Source organism: Salinispora oceanensis (genome assembly GCF_000383575.1).
In the GTDB taxonomy this organism is placed as follows: domain Bacteria; phylum Actinomycetota; class Actinomycetes; order Mycobacteriales; family Micromonosporaceae; genus Micromonospora; species Micromonospora oceanensis.
Genome location: NZ_KB911579.1, coordinates 1,784,607 through 1,803,701, shown reverse-complemented (window position 1 = coordinate 1,803,701; position 19,095 = coordinate 1,784,607). Strand labels below are relative to the sequence as shown.

The following is a 19,095-nucleotide window of genomic DNA, read 5'->3' as shown; positions in this document are numbered from 1 at the left end:
GAGGTTGGCGGTGCAAGATCGCGGAGGCCGCTGCCGGTGGTCGTACGATCTCAGCCATGAGCGGGCACTTCACGGCGCCGGCGACAGCTCTCGCGGGCGCGCTGCCGGGGTGGGTCACGCTGCTGCGGGCTCCGAACCCCGGGCCGATGACGTTGACTGGGACCAATACCTGGGTGCTACGCGCCGCCCCCGGTGAACCCGCGGTGGTGATCGATCCCGGGCCGGCCGACGAGGCACACCTGGCCGCGATCGCCGCCCAGGGGCCGATCGGGCAGGTGCTGATCACCCACGGGCACCCCGACCACACCGAAGGTTCGGCGCGCCTGCACGATCTGCTCGGCGGGGCACCCGTACGCGCCGCGGATCCGGCACACACCATCGGCGGTACGCCGCTGACCGGGGAGGTCGGCGACCTCGGCGGCGACCCACTGGAGATCCGCCTGCTGAACACCCCCGGCCACACCGCCGACTCGGTCTGCTTCCTCGCGACGCACGGCGACGAGCGGGTGGTCCTCACCGGTGACACCATTCTCGGCCGGGGCACCGCCGTGGTCGCCCACCCGGACGGGCACCTCGGGGACTACCTGGACAGTCTGGAGCTGCTCTCGACGTACGCCGGAATCCCGGCCCTGCCCGGTCACGGCCCGGCGCTGGCGGACTGCGGCGCTGCGGCGGAGTTCTACCTGGCCCACCGGCGGGCCCGACTCGACCAGGTCCGGGCCGCGCTCGACGCCGGTGCCCGCACCGCCGCCGAGGTGGTGGCGGTCGTCTACGCCGATGTCGACCGGTCGCTCTGGTGGGCCGCCCAATGGTCGGTCCGGGCGCAGTTGGCGTACCTGGGCCGGGAATCCGGCGCCACCGATGCGGAGTTGGAGCAGAAGTGACCTGCCCGGTGTGCGGAACCGTCGCGGTACCCGGTGCCCGGTTCTGCCACAACTGCGGTGCCGCGCTGCCGGCTGCGGCGACGCTCCCCGCCACCGAACGCCGCGTCGTCACCGTGCTCTTCGGTGACCTGTCCGACTTCACCTCTTGGTCGGAGGATCTCGACCCGGAGCGGGTCGGCGCCGTCACCGACCGGGTGCTCGCGGCGCTGGCCGGCGCGGTCAAGACCTTCGGCGGGCACGTCGACAAGCTGACCGGGGACGGCATCATGGCGGTCTTCGGTGCGCCGGTGGCGCACGAGGACGACGCCGAGCGGGCCGTTCGGGCGGCGCTGTCCATGCAGCGGGCGGTGCGCCGGGTCCTCGACGACGAACGCGGTGGCGGCGGGCCACTGGGCCTGCGGGTCGGCCTCAACACGGGGGACGTGATCGCCGGGATCCAGGCGGCCCTCGAGTACACGGTCATCGGAGACACGGTCAACACCGCCGCCCGGCTCGCCGACGCGGCGGCGGTCGGCGCGGTCTACGCCGGGGACCGGACCGCCGCCGCCACCCGGCACATCGCCTCCTGGCGGGCGCTGCGCCCGCTTCGGCTGAAGGGCAAGCGCGAGCCGGTCGCGGCGTACGAGCTGCTTGGCCTGTTGGACGCCACGGGCACCCGGTCCGGGTTGGGGGACGAGGCGCCCTTCGTTGGCCGGGAGACCGAGATCGGGCGGGTGGCGGGCCGGCTCGCCGAGGTGGTTGACCGCGGGGAGCCCCGGGTGCTGCTGATGACCGCCGAGGCCGGCATCGGCAAGTCCCGCTTCGCCGCCGAGGTGGAGCGTCTCGCCGCCGGCTACGACGTGGGCGCCGGCCGGTTCGCGGCATACACCGGTGCGCGGGTGCTCTCCGTGCGCTGCGTCGCGTTCGGTGAACGGCGCCGCCTCGCTCCCCTGGCGGACCTGGTCCGTGCCGCGGTCGGCCTGCCCACCGACTCGGCGACCGCGCTCACCCGACCGGCGGTTGAGGAACGACTGCGTCGACTCGGCCAGCGCCTCGGCCGTGCCGGTGGCGACCTCGCCCCGGTCGCCACCGAGCAGCTGCTGGCCCTGCTCGGCTACGCGGAGCTGCCCAGCGGCCCCACCGACCAGGGCGAGTGGCGTTCGGCGAGTCAGTCCGCCGACGGCGACGCGGTGCCGAACGCCGTCGCCGACCTGCTCAGCGCTCTCGCCGCGGAGGCGCCGCTGGTGGTGGTGGTCGACGATCTGCACGACGCGACCACCGAGAGCACTCATGCGCTCGGTGAGACCCTGTCCCGGCTCGTCGGCCCGGTGCTGGTGCTGCTGCTGGGCCGGCCGGAGCTGGTCCGCACGGCCGGTGCGCTGACCCGGGTGGCCGACGCCGAGGTTCATGCGCTGCCGCCGCTGCGCGGTGCGGATGCCGCGCGGCTGCTCACCAGCTACCTCAGCGGGGGTCGGCTACCACAGGTTGACGCCGATCGCCTGCTCGCCACCGCGCAGGGTAACCCGTTCTACCTGGCCGAGCTGGTCACCCTGCTGATGGAGCGGGGCGCGCTGACCGCCGGCGCCGCCGAGGACTGGCAGCTCGCGCCGGGTTCACTCGGCAGCCAGCTCCTCTCCCGTGACCTCGCGGCCGTGCTCGCCGCGCGAATCGACGCGCTGCCGCCGGACGCCCGTTCGGTGCTGCGGGACGCGGCGGTGATCGGCGACACCGTACCGGCGGGGGCGCTGGAGGCGCTGCGAGAGCAGCGGAGCGGTTGGGACGGCCGACCGGCCGCGGTGGCCGCCGTGGAGCTGGAACGTGCGGTCGAGGAGTTGTTACAACGCCGGATGCTGCACCGCGCGTGGTCCGGCCACACGTTCGCCACCCCGCTGATGCGGGAGGCGGCCTACGCCGGGGTCAGCAAGGCCGAACTGGCCGAACGGCATGCGGCGCTCGCCCGCTGGGCGGCGGTCGATCCGCCGACCGGTACCCCTGCCTCCGGTGGGTTCACCGAGGCCGCCCGGGACGACTTCGTGGCCGGGCACGTGGAGCGGGCGACCGCGCTCGCCGACGCGGTGGGTCTGCGTCCGGACGCACCGGCGCGGGCCGTGGTCCCGGTCGGGGTCGCCGCGTTGGGCCACGCCGCCCGCCGATCGATGCACGCCGGGGAGCCGCTGCTGGCGGTGGAGTACGCCGAACGCGCCAGCGAGCTGGCTTCCGACGGGATCCCGGCGGCTGACCGGGTGGTGCACGCGCGGGCGCTACTCCAGATCGGCAAGGCGGCCGAAGCTCTCGCGAACGCGGAGAAGATCGCCGCCAACGCCGGGGATGAGGCGGCCACCCGGGTCAGTGCGCTGCTCCTGGCCGGGCAGGCGCAGCAGACGATGGGCGACCCGGACCGGGCAATGAGCTCCTGGGAGGAGGCGTTGCAGGTCGCCTCGGCCCACGAGCTGCCGACGCTGCGTGCGGCGGCGATGCGGCGGCTCGGGATGGCCGACTTCGTCGCCGGCCGGCTGGGGCAGGCGAGCAGCCGGCTCGCCGCGTCGTACCAGACCAGTCTCGCGGTGCAGGATCGCCGCGGGCAGGCGTGGTCGTTGCAGAACCTGGCCTGGGTCACCACCACCCGAGGCGACTTCGCCGGCACCGACGCGGTGCTCGGCCGAGCCGCGCGGTTGTTCGCCGAGCTGAAGGATCCGTACGGGCGGGCCTGGCTGCGGGGCACCACGGCCTTCGCCCGGCTACTCGCCGGCCGGCTGCACGAGGCCGGCCGGCTCGCCCGGGCGTTCCTGCCGTTCGGCGAGCGGGTCGGCGAGCAGTGGGCGGTCGGCACCCTGCGGGCGGTGGAGGCGTTCGCCACCGCCGAGCTGGGTGATCTGGCTGAGGCCGACCGGGCGGCCCGCCGGGCGTACCGGGACTTCGACGCCGCCTCCGACGAGTGGGGGCGGGGCTTCGCGTTGGTGGTGCGCGGCGTCATCGCGCGTGGCCTGGGCGAGCCGGAGCACGCCGCGGATCTGCTCACCGACGCGATGGGGTACGCCCGCCGTACCTCGCATCCGCTGTTGACCGGCATGGCGGGCACGCTGCGGGGGTTCGTGGCGTTGGACTCGGGCGACCACGACCGGGCCGAGCGGGAGGCGCAGGCGGTGCTGGCCGCCGTCGAACCGTACAACCCATGGGCGCCGGCGCAGGTGGCGCCGCGGGTACTGCTGGCCACCGCCCGGCTGGCGGCCGGTGATCCCGCCGCCGCGGTCGGCCTGCTCGCCCCGGTGGCGACCGCCGCGCAGACCACCCCGGCGTTGCTGTTCTCCCGTCGCCTGACGCTGGCCCAGTACGCCTCCGCCCTGCTCGCCCACGGGCAGGCCGAGCAGGCGTTGGACTGGGCGCGGCGGGCCCATTCCGTCCCGGCGGAGGATGTGCGCAGCCAGGTGGTCGCCGCCGCGGTCCTGGCGAAGGCGCTCGCCGCCACCGGCGAGTCGGTGGCGGCGCGGGACAGCGCTCAGGAGGCGGTACGCCTGGCGTACGCCACCGAGCAGCGGAGCGAGCGTCGGGCTGCGACCGTCCTTCTGGCTCGGTTCCCCGCGGCCGACTGAGCTGGCGGTCGGTGCCGCCGTCAGCGGCCGGTTGGGTCCGGCCGTCGTCGGTGGCGTCGTCGGTGGCAGATTTCGGTACTTCCGGTGATGCGGTGCGGGGGCGGTGGTCGATAGCGTGGGGGCCGAGCGCGCTCCTGGTGTGTGGGCGCGCCGGACGGGAAGGGGTCTGATGAAGCTGCCGCGTTCCGCCGCCGGCTGGACAGTCACGGTCTTTGGCCTGCTCGCGTTGCTTCTGGGCGCGGTTGGGCTGATCTGGCCGGAGGTGCTGCTGCGGCTGCTCGGCTTCGAGGTGCTGGAGTCCCGCACGTCCGGTGACTACACCATCACCTTCCTGACGGCGTCCTCAATGGCCTCGTTCAACATGGGGGTCTACTACCTGCTCGCCTCGGCGACCGAGTGGCGGGCTTTCTACCGGTTCACGGTCGGGTTCCGCCTCCTCACGTTCACCGTGTTCAGCGTCCTGGTGCTGGCGGACGTCGCTCCGGACCGGTTCTTCGGGGTGGCCGCCTGGGAGGCGCTGGGCGCGTTGGCGACCGCTGTGGGGCTCTGGTGGGATCGCCGCGGCTCGGGTGCCGCGGCGCCGGGCGGTGCCGTCTCGTCTTCGGCCGACCCGGTTGGTCCGGCCTCCACCGCTGACGCGGTTCGCTGAACAGCCCGCCTGATTCGGTATTTTCAAGCTGTGACCGAGGAGACCTCGCCTGGCGCGCTACCAAAGCCCATCGTGCCCGGGCTGACCGATCTGCGGGTTTTTGCCCGGGGTGGTTACGCGACGATCTACAAAGCCACCCAGATCTCGGTGGGGCGCGAGGTGGCGCTCAAGGTAGAGAACCGCACTCTGGACAGCGAACGGGATCAGGCCCGGTTCCTCCGGGAGGCGCGGGCGGCCGGCCGGATGTCATCGCACCCGCATGTGGTTGACCTCTTCGATGTCGGGGTCACCGTGGACCAGCACCCATACCTGATCATGGAGCTCTGCGACGGGTCGTTCGCCGAACGGATGCGTAACTCGCCGCTCGGCCCGGTGGAGGCCCGCGACCTCGGAGTCAAGATCGCCGACGCGATCGCCCACTCCCACGCGGCCGGGGTGCTGCACCGGGACATCAAGCCGGCCAACCTCCTCCACTCCCACTTCAACCCGGCGGTGCTGGCCGACTTCGGGCTGGCCGTCGTCGCCGAGCTGCGGGACGCAACAGTCGCCCTTGAGGTGCTCACCCCGGCGTACGCGCCGCCGGAGATGTTCAACCACAGCCCGCCATCACCGGCAGTGGATGTCTACGCCCTCTGCGCCACCCTCTACGCGGTGATGCACGGTCGGCCGCCGCGTTGGCGGTCCGAGCGCAACCCCAGCCTGGTGACGGTGCTGGAGATGTTCCACCAGCCAGTGCCCGGCCTACCCGGGGTGCCGGAGGAGCTGGTCGACCTCCTTCGGGTCGGCATGTCGAACGACCCGACGGCCCGACCCTCCGCCGCCGAGCTGCGGGACCTGCTGGCCGCGCTGCCCATTGGGGGAACCGCTGCCAGCGCCCCTGCCGAGCCGGCCGCCGACGGGCACCCCGGGACGGCCCCGAGCGGGCACTCCGGAGTGGCCTCGGGCGGCCGGCCGACTCACCCCGCGCCCCGAGCGCCGGTTGAGGACGCGCACCCGCCCCTCCCCGACGCGGCCCGGCGTCGGCGGCGCTGGTTCCTCGGCGGCGCGGGCGCGGCCGCCCTCCTCGCGGCCGGCGTCGGGCTGGTCGACGTCGGGTTGGAGGGTGGCCTGGGCGTGTCGCAACCGACCTCGAGCGCGGGCCGGACCGCCGATCCTGCCCTCCGGCCCGCCTGCGCCCAGGCCGCGGAGCTACCGTCCGAGGCCCGGTGTGGAGACGAACTGGAGTGTTTCGGTCCGATCTGGGGCAGCGGGTCACGGGCCCCCGCGGAGCAGGTGCCCTGCTCGGGGGAGCACACCTGGGAGAGCTACGCCGAGGGTGAGCTGTCCGCGGCGGCGTCCGGGGCCGGCTACGCCGACATCAGCGTTGACCCGAAGGTTCGCCGGGTGTGCAACGAGACCACCTTCAAGCTCGCCGCCGGCCTCACCCACACCGAGGGGTGGAGACTGGAGGTGCTGCCCCCCGGGGAAGCGGAGCGGACGTACCGCTGTGTGGCCGGGCGCGGGCTGGACGCGCTGGCCGCCCCGACGCTCGTGCGCTGAGCGCCGCGTGGTGACCTTGGCCCTGAGATCACCGGTGACGAACGTGGAGGTCAGATGAACATGGAGCGGCCGGTCCTCTTCGATATCGACGGCACCCTCGTGGACTCCACCGAGGCGGTCACCACCAGTTGGCGTACGGTCGCCGCTCGCTACGGCGTCGAGGTGGACGCCGTCCTGCGGGTCTGCCACGGCCGGCGCGACGAGGATGTGGTGCCGGAGTTCTTTCCGGCCGGGGCGGTCGCGTCGGTCCTGCGGGAGCTGGCCGACCTTGAGCTCTCGTACGCCGAGCTGGCGCGCCCGATCCCCGGGGCCGCCGCCGCGCTGACCACGATCACCGACGACCGGTGGGCCGTCGTGACGTCCGGGTCCCGTCCCCTCATGACCGCCCGGATGCGCGGTGCCGGCCTGCGAATTCCATCGATCTTTGTGACGGCGGAGGATGTCCGCCACGGCAAGCCCGATCCCGAGGGGTATCTGCTGGCCGCCCGGCGACTCGGCGTCGCCGCCTCGTCCTGTGTGGTGGTCGAGGATTCCCCCGCCGGCGTCGCCGCCGGAAAAGCGGCCGGGGCCGCGGTGGTGGCGCTGGCCACCACCCACGCCCCGGCGGAGTTGACCCACGCCGATATCGTTATTGACGATCTTCGAGAGTTGGGCTGGGCGATCAGCGCATTCGTTCACCGCGTGCGGCGGTGAGGGAGGCGGCTCACCTCATCGCCGTCGGTCGCCTCGCCCCCGTTGCGCCGGCCGGGCGCCGGAATGTGGTGCGGCCGGTGTTTCCGCTGGACCCAGCCTTCGCTCCGGAGCTGGCCGTGCTGCTCGGGTGAGTAGGCCAACAGCCGCCCCGCAGGTGCTAAAGGTACCTTATGGGGCGTGAGTAGCCTTATGTCCTGATTCGCCCCCCGGGATCGGCTTAGCTCGGTTGGTTGCCACCGCTGCCCGGAAGTCGGGGAATCCCATCCGTCTACCCATGTGGGCTGCGGTTCCTCACCGTGCACGGGGAAGGACGCCGAGAGCAGGATGAACCATCAAGACCACGACCACTCCCGCCGGCGCGAACCGGGCCACCTCGCCGAACTCCGACCGAGGTCACGGCGGCGGTGGTGGGCTGCCGGGCTAGCCGGCCTGACCGGACTGGCGCTCATCGCCACAAGTGTCGCCGCTTCGGTCGTCGGCACTGCCGGACCTTCGCTCACCTCCGCCGGCGGGCCCTCCTCCTCCACCGAGGACCGTCGCAGCGGGGGAGGGTCCGACCCGGGTAGGGGTAAGAATGAGATGAAGCCGAAGCCCGAACGGGTCCCGTGCGACGCGGACAAGCTGATCGCCGCGATCACCCTCGCCAACGCCCGTGGCGGTGCCGTGCTCGACCTCGCCGAGAAGTGCACCTACACCCTCACCGCCAACATCGACGGTGCCGGCCTGCCCGCGATCACCGCCCCCATCACCCTGAACGGCGGCAAACACACCACCATCACCCGTGCCGCCGCCGTTGCGCAGTTCAGGATCCTCACCGTCAACGTCGGCGGCGATCTCACCCTCAACCACCTCACAATCACCGGCGGACAAACCATCGGCGACGGCGGCGGCATCTTCGTCAACACTGGCGCAGCGTTGACCGCCAACCACAGCACCGTCACCCGAAACATCGCTGGCAGCGACGGCACTGGCAGCAGCGGTGGCATCGCCAACAACGGCACCACCGCCATCAACCACTCCACAGTCAGTCGCAACACCGCGGCGACCTCCGCCGGAGGCGTCGGCAACGTGGGTCTACTCACTATCGAGAAATCCAACGTCACCGCGAACGCGGCAAACGCTGTAAACGGAATCGGCGGAGGTGTCGGCAGCTTCCCCGGCAGTACCACATCCGTGACCCGTAGCACCATCAGCGGTAACAGCACCATTGGCGCCGGCGGCGGAACCGGCGGCTTGAGTGCGAAGGTCACCGTGACCGACTCCGCCATCACCGGCAACGGTGCCAGCAATGGCGGTGCGGCCTTCGCTCAGGGGGGCAGCCTGACCCTCCGCCACGTTGCGGTCACCCACAACACATCCGTCAATCAGGGCGGCGGCCTGGTTTTCCAAGGCCTCAACGCGGCAACCGTGGGCACCATTGCGGACAGTAAGATCGCGCATAACGTTGCCAACATCCAGAACGGTGGAGGTATCGTCAACGCCGCCCTCAACCAACCCTCCACGGTTTACGTCCGGGACACCCACATCACGGATAATCAGGCGGAATTTGGTGGCGGAATATTCAACCTCGCGAGCCAGGGTATCGATGGTGTGGTCACCCTGGTGAACACGAAGATCACCAAGAATATCGCCGTTCAAAATGGCGGGGGCATCTTCAACCTACCGGTCGGTGTGGTGAATTTGAACCCGGCCACCGGCACCATTGTGATCAAGAATCGACCAAACAACTGCTTCAACGTGCCAGGCTGTGCCGGCTAGGGGTGACCGCGTCGGGCGTGAAGGGGGTCGATCCTTACCGCCAGGTGGATGGGCGCGGATCTCGGGCGACCCGGGGTGAGTCGGAACTCTTCGAGCTGGCGGTGGCCGGCGCTCGCCCTGACCCTGGCCCCGGGTGGCGTTGATGAGCATGACGGTGTGCGGCTGCCATGCCCCTCTGCCCCGGCTGCCATGCCCGCTTCCCCGACGGCTCCCATCCCTTTAGTGGGCATTACTCGCATTATGTCCCGTTTGGGGCTTAAGTCCGTTTCACTCGTGGTGGTTGCTACCGCCTTCTGGTAGCCGAGGAGCGCCACCCCGGTCTGCCCCGGGCGCCGGAGCTCCTCGCCGTTCACGGGGGAAGGACACCAGGATTGCGATGAACCATCAGGACCACACATCCGGACCCGGACCGGTCCGCACCGACCGGGTGCCGGCGAGAACGCGGTGGCGATGGACTGTGGGGCTGGCCGGGGCGACCGGACTGGCTCTCACCACGGTCGGTGTCGCCGCCCCGGCCGCCGACGCGGCCGGACGTCCCCTCGCCTCCGTCAACGAGCAACCCTCCGCCGATGACCACCGCGGTGGGGGTGAGCCCGACAAGGGCAAGTCCGACAAGGGCAAGTCCGACAAGGGGCGGAAGGGGGAGAAGCCCAAGGGCATCCCCGTACCCTGCGACGCGGACAAGCTGATCGCCGCGATCACCCTCGCCAACGCCCGCGGCGGTGCCGTGCTCGACCTCGCCGAGAAGTGCACCTACACCCTCACCGCCAACATCGACGGTGCCGGCCTGCCCGCGATCATCACCCCCATCACCCTCAACGGTGGCAAACACACCACCATCACCCGTGCCGCCGCAGTGGAGGAGTTTCGTATCATCACCGTCGATGTCGGTGGTGACCTCACCCTCAACCACCTGAAGATCACCGGCGGGCAGGCCGACGGTGACGGTGGGGGAGTGCTCGTCAACACCGGCGGAGCGTTGACCGTCAAGAACAGCGCCGTCACCCGCAATATCGCCAGCAGCAGGGGCGGTGGCATCGCCAACGACGGCATCACCACCACCAAGCACTCCACGATCGGTCATAACATCGCAGAAAGCGTGGGTGGCGGAATCGACAATGATGGTCTGCTCACCGTCGAAAAGTCGTCCGTCACCGCGAACACGGTCAATAACGCCCTCGGCTCCGGCGGAGGTATCGGTGGTTCACCGGGTAGCACGACCCTCGTGACCGGCAGCACCATCAGCGGCAACCGCACCGGTGACGCCGGCGGAGGAGTCGGTAGCTTCAACGCGAACGTCACCCTCACCGACTCCACCATCACGAACAACACCGGCAGTAACGGTGGTGGGGTCTTCGCCGAAGGGGGAATGCTGACCGTGCGGCGGGTCACCGCCGCAGACAACACCGCCGCCCTTCAGGGCGGCGGACTCAGTATCCAGGCGCTCACCGAGGCGGCTGCGGTCACCGTCGAAGACAGCAAGATCGCGGGTAACGTCGCGCCGGGCGCGAACGGTGGCGGGATCGTGAACTCGGCCCTTTCCTTCGACTCCACAGTAGTTGTCCGAAACACCCTGATCACGGCCAACCAGAGCGTATCGGGGGGTGGGATATTCAACATCGCAGTAGGTGGGGTGGCCACCGTCAACTTGTTCAACACGAAGATTGTCAAGAATATCGCCACCGGTAACGGTGGAGGTATTCTCAACGTGGCGGGTACGGTGAACCTGAACTCGGCGACCGGTACCGTCGTCATCAAGAATCGGCCAAACAACTGCGTCAACGTGCCCGGCTGCGCCGGATAGCGGCCTGCTCGCGTTGGCTCGGGGGCCCGTTCCTGCCGTGACCCGGTGGGAACGGGCCCCTTCGTGAATCCGTAACGTCGGCGGGCACCCGAACTGCGTTCCAGTCAGCGACGGCTATGAGCTGGAACGGGTCAGCGCATCCATTCATCCCGCGCCGCGGTGAGGAGGCGGCTCACCTCATCGCCGTCGGTCGCCTCGCGTCCATCGCGCCGGACGGGCGCACGCAGGTGGACCTCCCGTACGCCGGTTTCGGCGAGCACCTGCCGGACGTTGTGCGAGCGGATACCGCCGGCGGCGATCATCCGAAGCCGATCGCCGGCCCGCTGCCGCAGGGCGGCGATGCGGGCGGCGCCGGTCAGCGCGGTGGCCGCCGCCCCCGAGGTGAGCACGGCGTCCGCCCCGAGGTCGATGATCTCGTCGATCGCCGCGAGCTGGTCGTCAACCTCGTCAAAGGCCTTGTGGACGGTTACCGGCAACGGCCCCGCTGCCTCGATCAAGTCCCGTAGCACGGCCAGGTCGAGTTTGTTGTCGGGGGTGAGCGCGCCGACCACCACGCCGACCGTGATCCCGTGTGGGTTGGGCAGGGCGCGGAGGGCCGCGATGTCGGCGCGCATGACCTGCTGCTCGATCTCGCTCACCCGGAAGTCACCGCCCCGGGGCCTGACCATCACGCGTAAATCGGCCGTACGCAGCGTACGCAGGGCGACCTCAACCGTCCCCAGGCTCGGCGTGGTGCCGCCCTGGCCGAGGTCGGCGCAGAGCTCCAGCCGGTCGGCCCCGGCCGCCTCGGCCACCAGTGCGGACGGCACGTCACTGACGCAGATTTCCACTGTTGTCATCCGACGGCCTGGTCCTGGGTGGGCGTGCCGGTCGGCTCCGGGCGTAGCGGCAGGTGGCAGGCCACCTGGTGTAGGCCGCCGACCAGCGGGGGCTCGGTCGTGCAGATGTCCGCCGCGCGCGGGCAGCGCGTACGGAACCGGCACCCGCTGGGTGGGTCGAGGGCGCTGGGAAGCTCGCCCCGGATGGTCGTGCCGTCGCGAGTGGCTACCCGATCCGGCGTGATGGACGGGACCGCGTCGACAAGTGCCTGCGTGTAGGGGTGCCGGGCAGCCCGCACCACTTCCCGGGCCGGCCCGATCTCGACGAGCTTGCCGAGGTACATCACACCGATCCGGTCAGCCATGTAGTCGACCACGGACAGATCATGGCTGATGAAGATGTACGCCAGACCGAGTTCGCGCTGCAGGTCCCGCATCAGGTTGAGCACCTGCGCCTGGATCGACACGTCCAGCGCGCTCACCGGCTCGTCGCCGACGATCAGCCGGGGGTGCAACGCCAGCGACCGGGCCAGCCCGATCCGCTGCAGCTGACCGCCGGAGAACTCGTGGGGGTAGCGTTCCAGCGCGCGCCGGGACAACCCCACCTGGTCGAGGAGAGTGGCGATCCGTGCCTGCCGGGCCGAACTGTCACCCACCTTCTGGATCTCGAGCGGTTCGGCGAGGATGGCGTCAACCCGCATCCGGGGGTTCATCGCGGCGTAGCTGTCCTGGAACATGAGTTGGACCTGTCGGTGCATCCGGCGTCGTTCCCGACCGGTGAGGTCGGTGAGATCCGTACCGTCCAACACGATCTGCCCGGCGGAGGGCCGTTCCAGGCCGACGGAGAGCCGTCCCACGGTGGACTTGCCGCAGCCGGACTCACCGACGAGCCCGAAGGTCTCGCCGGCCCTGACCTCGAAGGAGACGTCGGCCACCGCGCTTACCTGCCCGGCGGCCCGGCGCAGCAGCCCACGGCCGTGCACCGGGTAGTCCTTGACCAGGTTCCGCACCGACAGGACAGGCAACTCCGTGACTTCGGCCGGCGCCGCGGTGACCGGCTTCGCCGCCGGTTCGACCCGTGTCGGCTCCGCCGCCGGCTCGACCCGCGCCCGGGCCGGCCCGGTGACGGCCCCGGCCGGCCCGGTGACGGCCCCGGCGGGCGTGGGTACCGGGTGCAGACACGCGTGTTGATGCGTGCCCGGGATCAGGGACGGGTCGGTGGTCCGGCATTCGTCGCTGACATACGAGCACCGCGCCGCGAACCGGCATCCGGTCAGGGGACCGGACAGGTCCGGTGGCAGCCCCGGGATGCTGATCAGTCGGTCGTGTCCGCCGCTGTCCCGGATGGCCGACTCGGGTAGCGCCCGCATCAGGGCCTCGGTGTAGCGGTGTCGGGGTGCGTGGAACAGCTGCTCAGTAGCCGCGGTCTCCACAACCCGTCCGGCGTACATGACGGCTACCCGGTCCGCCCGACCGGCGATCACCCCGAGGTCGTGGGTGACCAGGATGACGGCCATCCCGAACTCTTCCCGGAGGTCGTCGATGAGTTCGAGGATCTGCCGCTGGGTGGTGACGTCGAGTGCGGTGGTCGGTTCGTCGGCGATCAGCAGGCTTGGCGAGCAGACCAGGGCCATGGCGATGGCGACCCGTTGCCGCATTCCGCCGGACAGCTCGTGCGGATAGTTGTCGACGATCCGTTCCGGCCGCGGCATCCCGACCCGGCGCAGGATCTGGATGGCCCGGTCCCTGGCCTCCGCCCGGCCGACCCGCTTGTGTACGCGCAGCGGCTCGGCCACCTGGGCGCCGATGCGAATGGTGGGGTTGAGCGAGGTGAGCGGGTCCTGGAAGACCATGCCCATCCGGACACCTCGGATCCGGCGCACCTCATCGGCTGGCAACGATCGCAGATCCCGTCCCTCGAACAGAATCTGGCCACCGGTGACGCGACCGCCGGACGGAAGCAGCCCCATGATCGACAGTGCGGTCATCGTCTTGCCGCTGCCGGACTCGCCCACGACGCCGAGGGTCTGCCCGGGCGCGACGTCGAGACTGATGCCGTCGAGGGCGTGTACCGTGCCCCGGCGCAGCGCGATGTCGGTGTCGAGGTCCCGTAGTTCCAGCAGGGGCCGGCCGGCTGCCGCGTGCACAGCCGGCGCGGAGTGCCGGGCGGTTAGACCGATCGATTCGCTCATTTTCTGCCCCTTGCTAGCGTCGCCGGAGGCGAACCTCGAAGGCGTCCCTGAGTCCGTCACCGATGAAGTTGAAGGCGAGGACGATGAGGATGATGGCGATTCCGGGCGGGTACAACAGCCACCAGTGGCCGCTGTAGGTGTCCGCGAGGCCATCGGAGAGCATGCCGCCCCAGTTCGCTGCCGGTGGGGGGATGCCGAGGCCGAGGAAGGACAGGTAGGCGACGTAGAGGATGGCGTCGGCGACCTGGAAGGTGGCGTTGACGATAACCGTGCCGATGGCGTTGGGGATGATGTGTCGGCGGACCGCCCGGCCGCCCGTGCCGCCCATCCCGCGCATCGCCTGGACGTACTCACGGGAGCGCAGTGTCAGTGCCTCACCCCGCACGAGCCGGGCCGGGCCCAGCCAGGCGAAGGCGCCGATGATGAGGATGAGCATCGGCGCGCTCGGCGTGACGATGGCGGCGAGCAGCATGAACAGGAACAACGAGGGGATCGACATCATCGCGTCGACCACGCGCATCACCGCGGCGTCCACCCAACCGCCGAAGAAGCCGGCGATGGCGCCCAGGAGCGTGCCGACGATGGTGGCGAGGACCCCGGCGGCCAGTCCGACGATGATGGAGGTCTGGCCGCCGAGCATCAGCCGTCCCAGCTGGTCGTAGCCGACCCCGTCGGTACCGAGCAGATGTCCCTGCTCTCCCGGGGCCCGGTATACGGCGGTGAGGTCGGTGTGCACCTGGTCGGTCTGGTAGACCAGCGGTCCGAGGAAGCAAACCCCGGCCAGCAGGACGAACAGGCCCAGTCCCACCAGGGCAAGCCGGTTCTCGCAGAAGACGGTCAGCCCCTGCCGCCAGAGGCCACGCGGTGGCGTGTCGTTTGGCTCGGCCGGGCCGACCGCTTCGGATAGCGTGCTCATGTGGCGCTCCCACGGAGTCGGACTCGGGGGTCAACGGCGGCGTAGAGCAGGTCGGCGACCAGCGCGCCGACGACGGTGGCGATCGAGATGATGACGGTGACCCCGAGCAGGATCGGGAAGTCACGTTTCAGCGCCGCCTGCCAGAACAACTGGCCCATTCCGGGGAAGTTGAACAGCGACTCGACGACCAGCGCCCCGCTGAACAGCGCGGGTAGGTACATCCCGAGCAGCGTGATAACCGGGAACAGCCCGTTGCGCAGGGTGTGGCGTAGCACGACCCGTCGCTCGGAGAGCCCTTTGCTGCGGGCGGTGCGCACGTAGTTCTCGTTCAGGTTGTCGATCATCGATGACCGTACGTACCGTGCGTAGACCGCGATGGTGACGATGGCGAGGGTGGCCGTGGGCAGGACCAGCCCGGCCGGATCGGCGAGCAACTCGGCCACCGTGAACCCCTGCGGCGCCTCCGGGGGCAGGATCGGCCAGACCTGCGAGAAGACGATGATCATCATGAGGCCCAGAAAGAAGATGGGCGTGGCGTACGCCAGCAGCGACAGTGCGGTGATGGCGTAGTCGGGCCAGCGGTTGCGGCGGATCGCCTGGAGCACGCCGAGCGGGATCGCCAACACGACGGCGAGCAGGGTCGACAGCAGCGACAGCACCATCGTCTTGGGTAGCCGCTGTTCGATCGCCTCGAGGACAGACTGGTTGAGCTGGTAGGAGTAGCCAAGATCGCCCTGCAGCAGGCGTTGCACGTACATGCCGTACTGCTGGATCAACGGCCGGTCGTAGCCCATCTCGTGGTTGAACGCCGCCAACTGCGCCAGCGTCGCCTCCTTGCCGAGGGTGGCTCGTGCGGCGCCTCCGGGCAGCAGGTGCAAGATGAGGAACGCGATCACCGTGACGAGCACGATGACGATGAGCGCCTGTCCCAGACGTGCGATGAGGTACCGGGCCACTGTGCGGCTTCCTCTCCCTGGTCAGGGCCCCGACGACGCAGGGTGCGTCGCCGGGGCCGGGACGATCAGCGGGCTATTTCCAGGACCAGTCCTGGAAGTACATGAGGTTCATCGGGTCCTGCGGCTCGACCCCCTGCAGGCCGGAGCGGTACGCCGAGACCTGGTACACCGGGTTCGGCATCCACAGCACGGGCAGGTCCTTGGCCAGGAAGTCGTTGTACGCCGTGAGTGCGCTCTCGTCGCCGGCGAACTGGGTGGCCTCGATGAGCCTGTCCGCCTCAGGATTGCTGTAGCTGCCCAGGTTGACCGGGGCGTCGGTGGCGAAGAGCCGCTCGCCGCTGGCGAAGGCCGGGTAGTACCAGCTGCCCTGCGAGCCGAAGAAGGACATGTCCCAGGAGCAGCTCGCCTCGGTCGGCGCGCAGGTTGGCGTTACCGCGACCGAGTCGGGCACCTCCTTGATCGTCAGCTGGATACCAAGCTTGGCCATCTGCGACTTGATCTCGGCGAACATCTTGGTCGTGGCGGCGAACCCGGTCTGGCTGGTCACCGTGAACTCGAGCGGTGTGCCGGCGGCGATTCCCGCACCGCACTGGTTCGGGCCGGTGCCCGGCGACTGGCAGGTGGTCTGCCCGTCCGGGGTTACCTTCCAGCCGTGGCTCTCCAGCAGTTCCTTGGCCTTCGCCGGATCGAAGGAGTACACGCACCCGGCGGTGTCGGTGTTGGTGCCGGGCTTGGCCGGTACCGGGCCGCAGGTCGGCGCGGCGGTGTCCGACCAGATGACCTTGCTGATCGTCGGCTGGTCGATGAGCATCTGCAACGACTGCCGAAGGTAGGGCTGCTTGAACAGCACGCCGGACTTCGGGTTGTTGTAGTTGAGCTGGAGGTAGGTGATCGACCAGCCGTACCACGGTGAGACCGTGTATCCCCTGGACTCGAGGTAGCTCGTCTGGGACATGTTGGCCGCCGGCACGTACCCGTAGTCGATGTCGCCGGCGCGGAGCACGTTGAATTCGGCGTCATCGCTGGTGAAAGGCCGCAACACGACCTTGGACAGCTTCGGCTTGTCCGTACCGGAGTAGTTCGGTTGGGCGGCGAGGGTGACCTCACCGTTGGGCACGTACTTCTCCAGCTTCCACGCGCCGCTGGTGACCTGCCACAGCTCGTTGGAGTCGTACGTCTTGGGGTCCTTCGCGGCGGCGGTGAGGAAGTCGAAGACCTTCTGGGCCCCCTCCGGGCTGCTGGCGAGGTCGCCCACGTCGGCGGTCGCGGAGTCCTTGTTCCAGGCGTGCCGGGGTAGGGGTGTGATGCGGTTGAGCTGGTTGTCGACGAACCACGCGGTGTTGTAGACCTCCGTGGTGGTGATCGAGAAGGTCTTCTCGTCCTTGATCGACCACTCCTCGACGTTGTCGGGGAAGCCGCCGGCCCGGTAGGACGCCCACTTGTCCTTGTTCGCCGTGACCAGGTTGTACCAGAACTGGATGTCCCCGGTGGTGATGGGTGTGCCATCGGACCAGGAGTTGTCCTTCAACGTGATCGTCAGCGTCCGGCCGTCGTCGCTCACCTGTGGTGGCTCGGCCATCGAGCGTTGTGGGTCGATGTTGTACTGCGCGGTGCCGTCCAGCCGGTACTGGTAGAGGGGGCGGTAGAGCGCCTGGCCGAAGATGGCGTTCTCCCCCTGGGTGAAGCCGGGCGCTGAGATCGGCAGAATCCAGTTGGGGGTACGGAAGGCGACTGTCACGGTGTCCTTGCCCTGACTGCCGCCGTCCTTGGACGATCCACTGTTGTCACCGCAGCCGACCAGACCTGCCCCGAGGGCGATCGTGGCGGCTGCCGCCACCGCGCCACGCAGGGCGCGGCCGGGAAATCTGCTCGTCATGAGTCTCCTCGTGTGATGTGCACGTGCCCCTACGTCACCGGGTGTCGGCGCCTTGCCGGGTACCCCCGCCGGGCGCTGCCTCGGCGATCAACGCGAAGAATCTATCCAGGTGTAAGTGGTACGTCAACGAAAATTACCCACTTCATTCACGGAGTTTGGCCGGTGTACGATCAAAGTCGCCCGAAACATTGACGGTTACTCCTCGCCTGGGCGGCCGGAGTCCACCCCCCGACTTTGAGCTGCACACGACTGGGGCGGGCACTCGAGAACCACCCGACCAAGGGAGAGGCAACTTTGGAGTCCCCGATCTCCGCCACGCTGCGCGACCAGACCCTCGACCTGCTCTCCAGAGGTGCGGCCACGTCCCGCGCCGACCTCGTCGAGGCCCTGCAGGTCGCTCCGTCAACCGTCACCGCCGTGGTGCGCCGGCTGTTGGAGGAGGGCATCGTCGCCGAGGAGGGCATGGGCCGCTCCACCGGTGGTCGACCCCCCCGGATCCTGCGCCTGCGAGAGAGCAAGGGAGTCCTGGCCGTCGCGGAACTCGGCGGCAGGCACGCCAGGGTGGGCTTGTGCGCGCCCGGCGGCGAGCTGCGCACCACCGAGGAGGTGGCGATCGACATCGCCGTCGGGCCCGAGGAGGTCTTCGCCGTCGTCGAAGCCACCTTCACCCGGCTCCTGGCGGCGACCGCTCCGGGTCAGGCGTTGCTCGGGGTCGGCGTCGCCCTCCCAGGCCCGGTGGGGTTCCCGGGAGGGCGGTTGGTGGGCCCGGCCCGGATGCCCGGCTGGAGCGGCGTGGACGCCGGCGCCCACCTCACCGACCGCTTCCAGGTGCCGGTGATTGTCGAGAACGACGCCAAGGCGGCGGCGATGGGTGAGTACGTCACCCGGCGGCGGGAAATCGGCGACATGATCTACGTCAAGGCCGGCACCGGCATTGGTGCCTGCCTGGTCAGCGGCGGGCAGATCCACCGTGGCGGGCGCGGACTCAGCGGCGACGTCACCCACGTACGGGTAGCCGACAGCGGCGAGCGGCACTGCTCCTGCGGCAGCCAGGGCTGCCTGGAGACCGTCGCCAGCGGTGCCGCTCTGGCCCGCCAGTTGGCCGAGCAGGGCTCCCCGGCTACCACCGTCCCCGAGATCATCACGGCGGTCGGCGACGCCGACCCGACCGTCGTGACCATGGTGCGCCACGCCGGTGGACTGTTGGGCGTGGCGCTCTCCGGTCTGGTCAACTTCCTCAACCCCGACGCCATTGTCATCGGCGGCGTGTTGTCCAGCCTCGACGTCTACGTGGCGGCGACCCGCGGAATGCTCTACGAACGTTGCCTACCGTCCATGACCCAGTCCTTGACCATCGAGGCCAGCGTCGCCGGTTCGGACGCGGCCCTCATCGGCCTCGGGCACCTGCTGCGCACGACCGCCGACGTACGACCCAGCTGAG

At 70.0% G+C, this 19,095-nt stretch carries 14 protein-coding genes; 9 read left to right on the top strand and 5 right to left on the bottom strand.

The window, feature by feature from the left end; translation table 11 throughout:
* The first annotated feature begins 56 nt into the window (after positions 1–56).
* From SALPAC4_RS0108345 to SALPAC4_RS0108310, 8 genes are all read left to right on the top strand, one after another.
* Complete coding sequence (locus tag SALPAC4_RS0108345) at positions 57–884, top strand: MBL fold metallo-hydrolase (RefSeq protein WP_019869930.1); 828 nt, start codon at positions 57–59, stop codon at positions 882–884.
* Positions 881–4,453 carry an adenylate/guanylate cyclase domain-containing protein gene (locus SALPAC4_RS0108340; protein WP_019869929.1) on the top strand — a complete coding sequence of 1,191 codons (3,573 nt, stop codon included), beginning with the start codon at positions 881–883 and terminating at the stop codon, positions 4,451–4,453. Before SALPAC4_RS0108345 ends, SALPAC4_RS0108340 begins: the two co-directional genes overlap by 4 nt.
* Before the next feature lie 169 nt (positions 4,454–4,622).
* Entirely contained in the window at positions 4,623–5,102 is a 480-nt protein-coding gene (locus SALPAC4_RS0108335; RefSeq protein ID WP_018740618.1) for a hypothetical protein, read from the top strand.
* Positions 5,103–5,174: 72 nt separating this feature from the next.
* Positions 5,175–6,641 carry a serine/threonine-protein kinase gene (locus SALPAC4_RS0108330; RefSeq protein ID WP_027644308.1) on the top strand — a complete coding sequence of 489 codons (1,467 nt, stop codon included), beginning with the start codon at positions 5,175–5,177 and terminating at the stop codon, positions 6,639–6,641.
* Between the two features lie 54 nt (positions 6,642–6,695).
* Positions 6,696–7,334: an HAD-IA family hydrolase gene (locus SALPAC4_RS0108325; protein WP_019869927.1), complete on the top strand. Its 639-nt coding sequence runs from the start codon at positions 6,696–6,698 to the stop codon at positions 7,332–7,334.
* Positions 7,331–7,465 carry a hypothetical protein gene (locus SALPAC4_RS28810; protein WP_019869926.1) on the top strand — a complete coding sequence of 45 codons (135 nt, stop codon included), beginning with the start codon at positions 7,331–7,333 and terminating at the stop codon, positions 7,463–7,465. Before SALPAC4_RS0108325 ends, SALPAC4_RS28810 begins: the two co-directional genes overlap by 4 nt.
* A 193-nt stretch (positions 7,466–7,658) precedes the next feature.
* Positions 7,659–9,092, top strand: coding sequence for a hypothetical protein (locus SALPAC4_RS0108315; protein WP_027644306.1), 1,434 nt, complete (start codon positions 7,659–7,661; stop codon positions 9,090–9,092).
* A gap of 376 nt (positions 9,093–9,468) precedes the next feature.
* Positions 9,469–10,896 (top strand): hypothetical protein, encoded by a 1,428-nt coding sequence (locus SALPAC4_RS0108310; protein WP_027644305.1) that lies wholly within the window; start codon positions 9,469–9,471, stop codon positions 10,894–10,896.
* Positions 10,897–11,027: 131 nt separating this feature from the next.
* Here the strand turns inward: SALPAC4_RS0108310 and SALPAC4_RS0108305 are convergent, their stop codons facing one another.
* From SALPAC4_RS0108305 to SALPAC4_RS0108285, 5 genes are all read right to left on the bottom strand, one after another.
* Positions 11,028–11,735 carry a copper homeostasis protein CutC gene (locus SALPAC4_RS0108305; protein ID WP_019869923.1) on the bottom strand — a complete coding sequence of 236 codons (708 nt, stop codon included), beginning with the start codon at positions 11,733–11,735 and terminating at the stop codon, positions 11,028–11,030.
* Complete coding sequence (locus SALPAC4_RS0108300) at positions 11,732–13,906, bottom strand: ABC transporter ATP-binding protein (RefSeq protein WP_027644304.1); 2,175 nt, start codon at positions 13,904–13,906, stop codon at positions 11,732–11,734. Before SALPAC4_RS0108300 ends, SALPAC4_RS0108305 begins: the two co-directional genes overlap by 4 nt.
* Positions 13,907–13,919: 13 nt before the next feature.
* Positions 13,920–14,822: an ABC transporter permease gene (locus SALPAC4_RS0108295; protein WP_018731362.1), complete on the bottom strand. Its 903-nt coding sequence runs from the start codon at positions 14,820–14,822 to the stop codon at positions 13,920–13,922.
* Positions 14,819–15,778 carry an ABC transporter permease gene (locus tag SALPAC4_RS0108290; RefSeq protein ID WP_019869921.1) on the bottom strand — a complete coding sequence of 320 codons (960 nt, stop codon included), beginning with the start codon at positions 15,776–15,778 and terminating at the stop codon, positions 14,819–14,821. The genes SALPAC4_RS0108295 and SALPAC4_RS0108290 overlap by 4 nt, the downstream gene beginning before the upstream one ends.
* Positions 15,779–15,851: 73 nt before the next feature.
* Positions 15,852–17,654, bottom strand: coding sequence for a peptide ABC transporter substrate-binding protein (locus SALPAC4_RS0108285; protein ID WP_027644303.1), 1,803 nt, complete (start codon positions 17,652–17,654; stop codon positions 15,852–15,854).
* 294 nt (positions 17,655–17,948) lie between these two features.
* Between SALPAC4_RS0108285 and SALPAC4_RS0108280 the strand changes: the two genes are divergently transcribed.
* Complete coding sequence (locus SALPAC4_RS0108280; protein ID WP_019869919.1) at positions 17,949–19,094, top strand: ROK family transcriptional regulator; 1,146 nt, start codon at positions 17,949–17,951, stop codon at positions 19,092–19,094.
* Position 19,095: the final 1 nt, after the last annotated feature.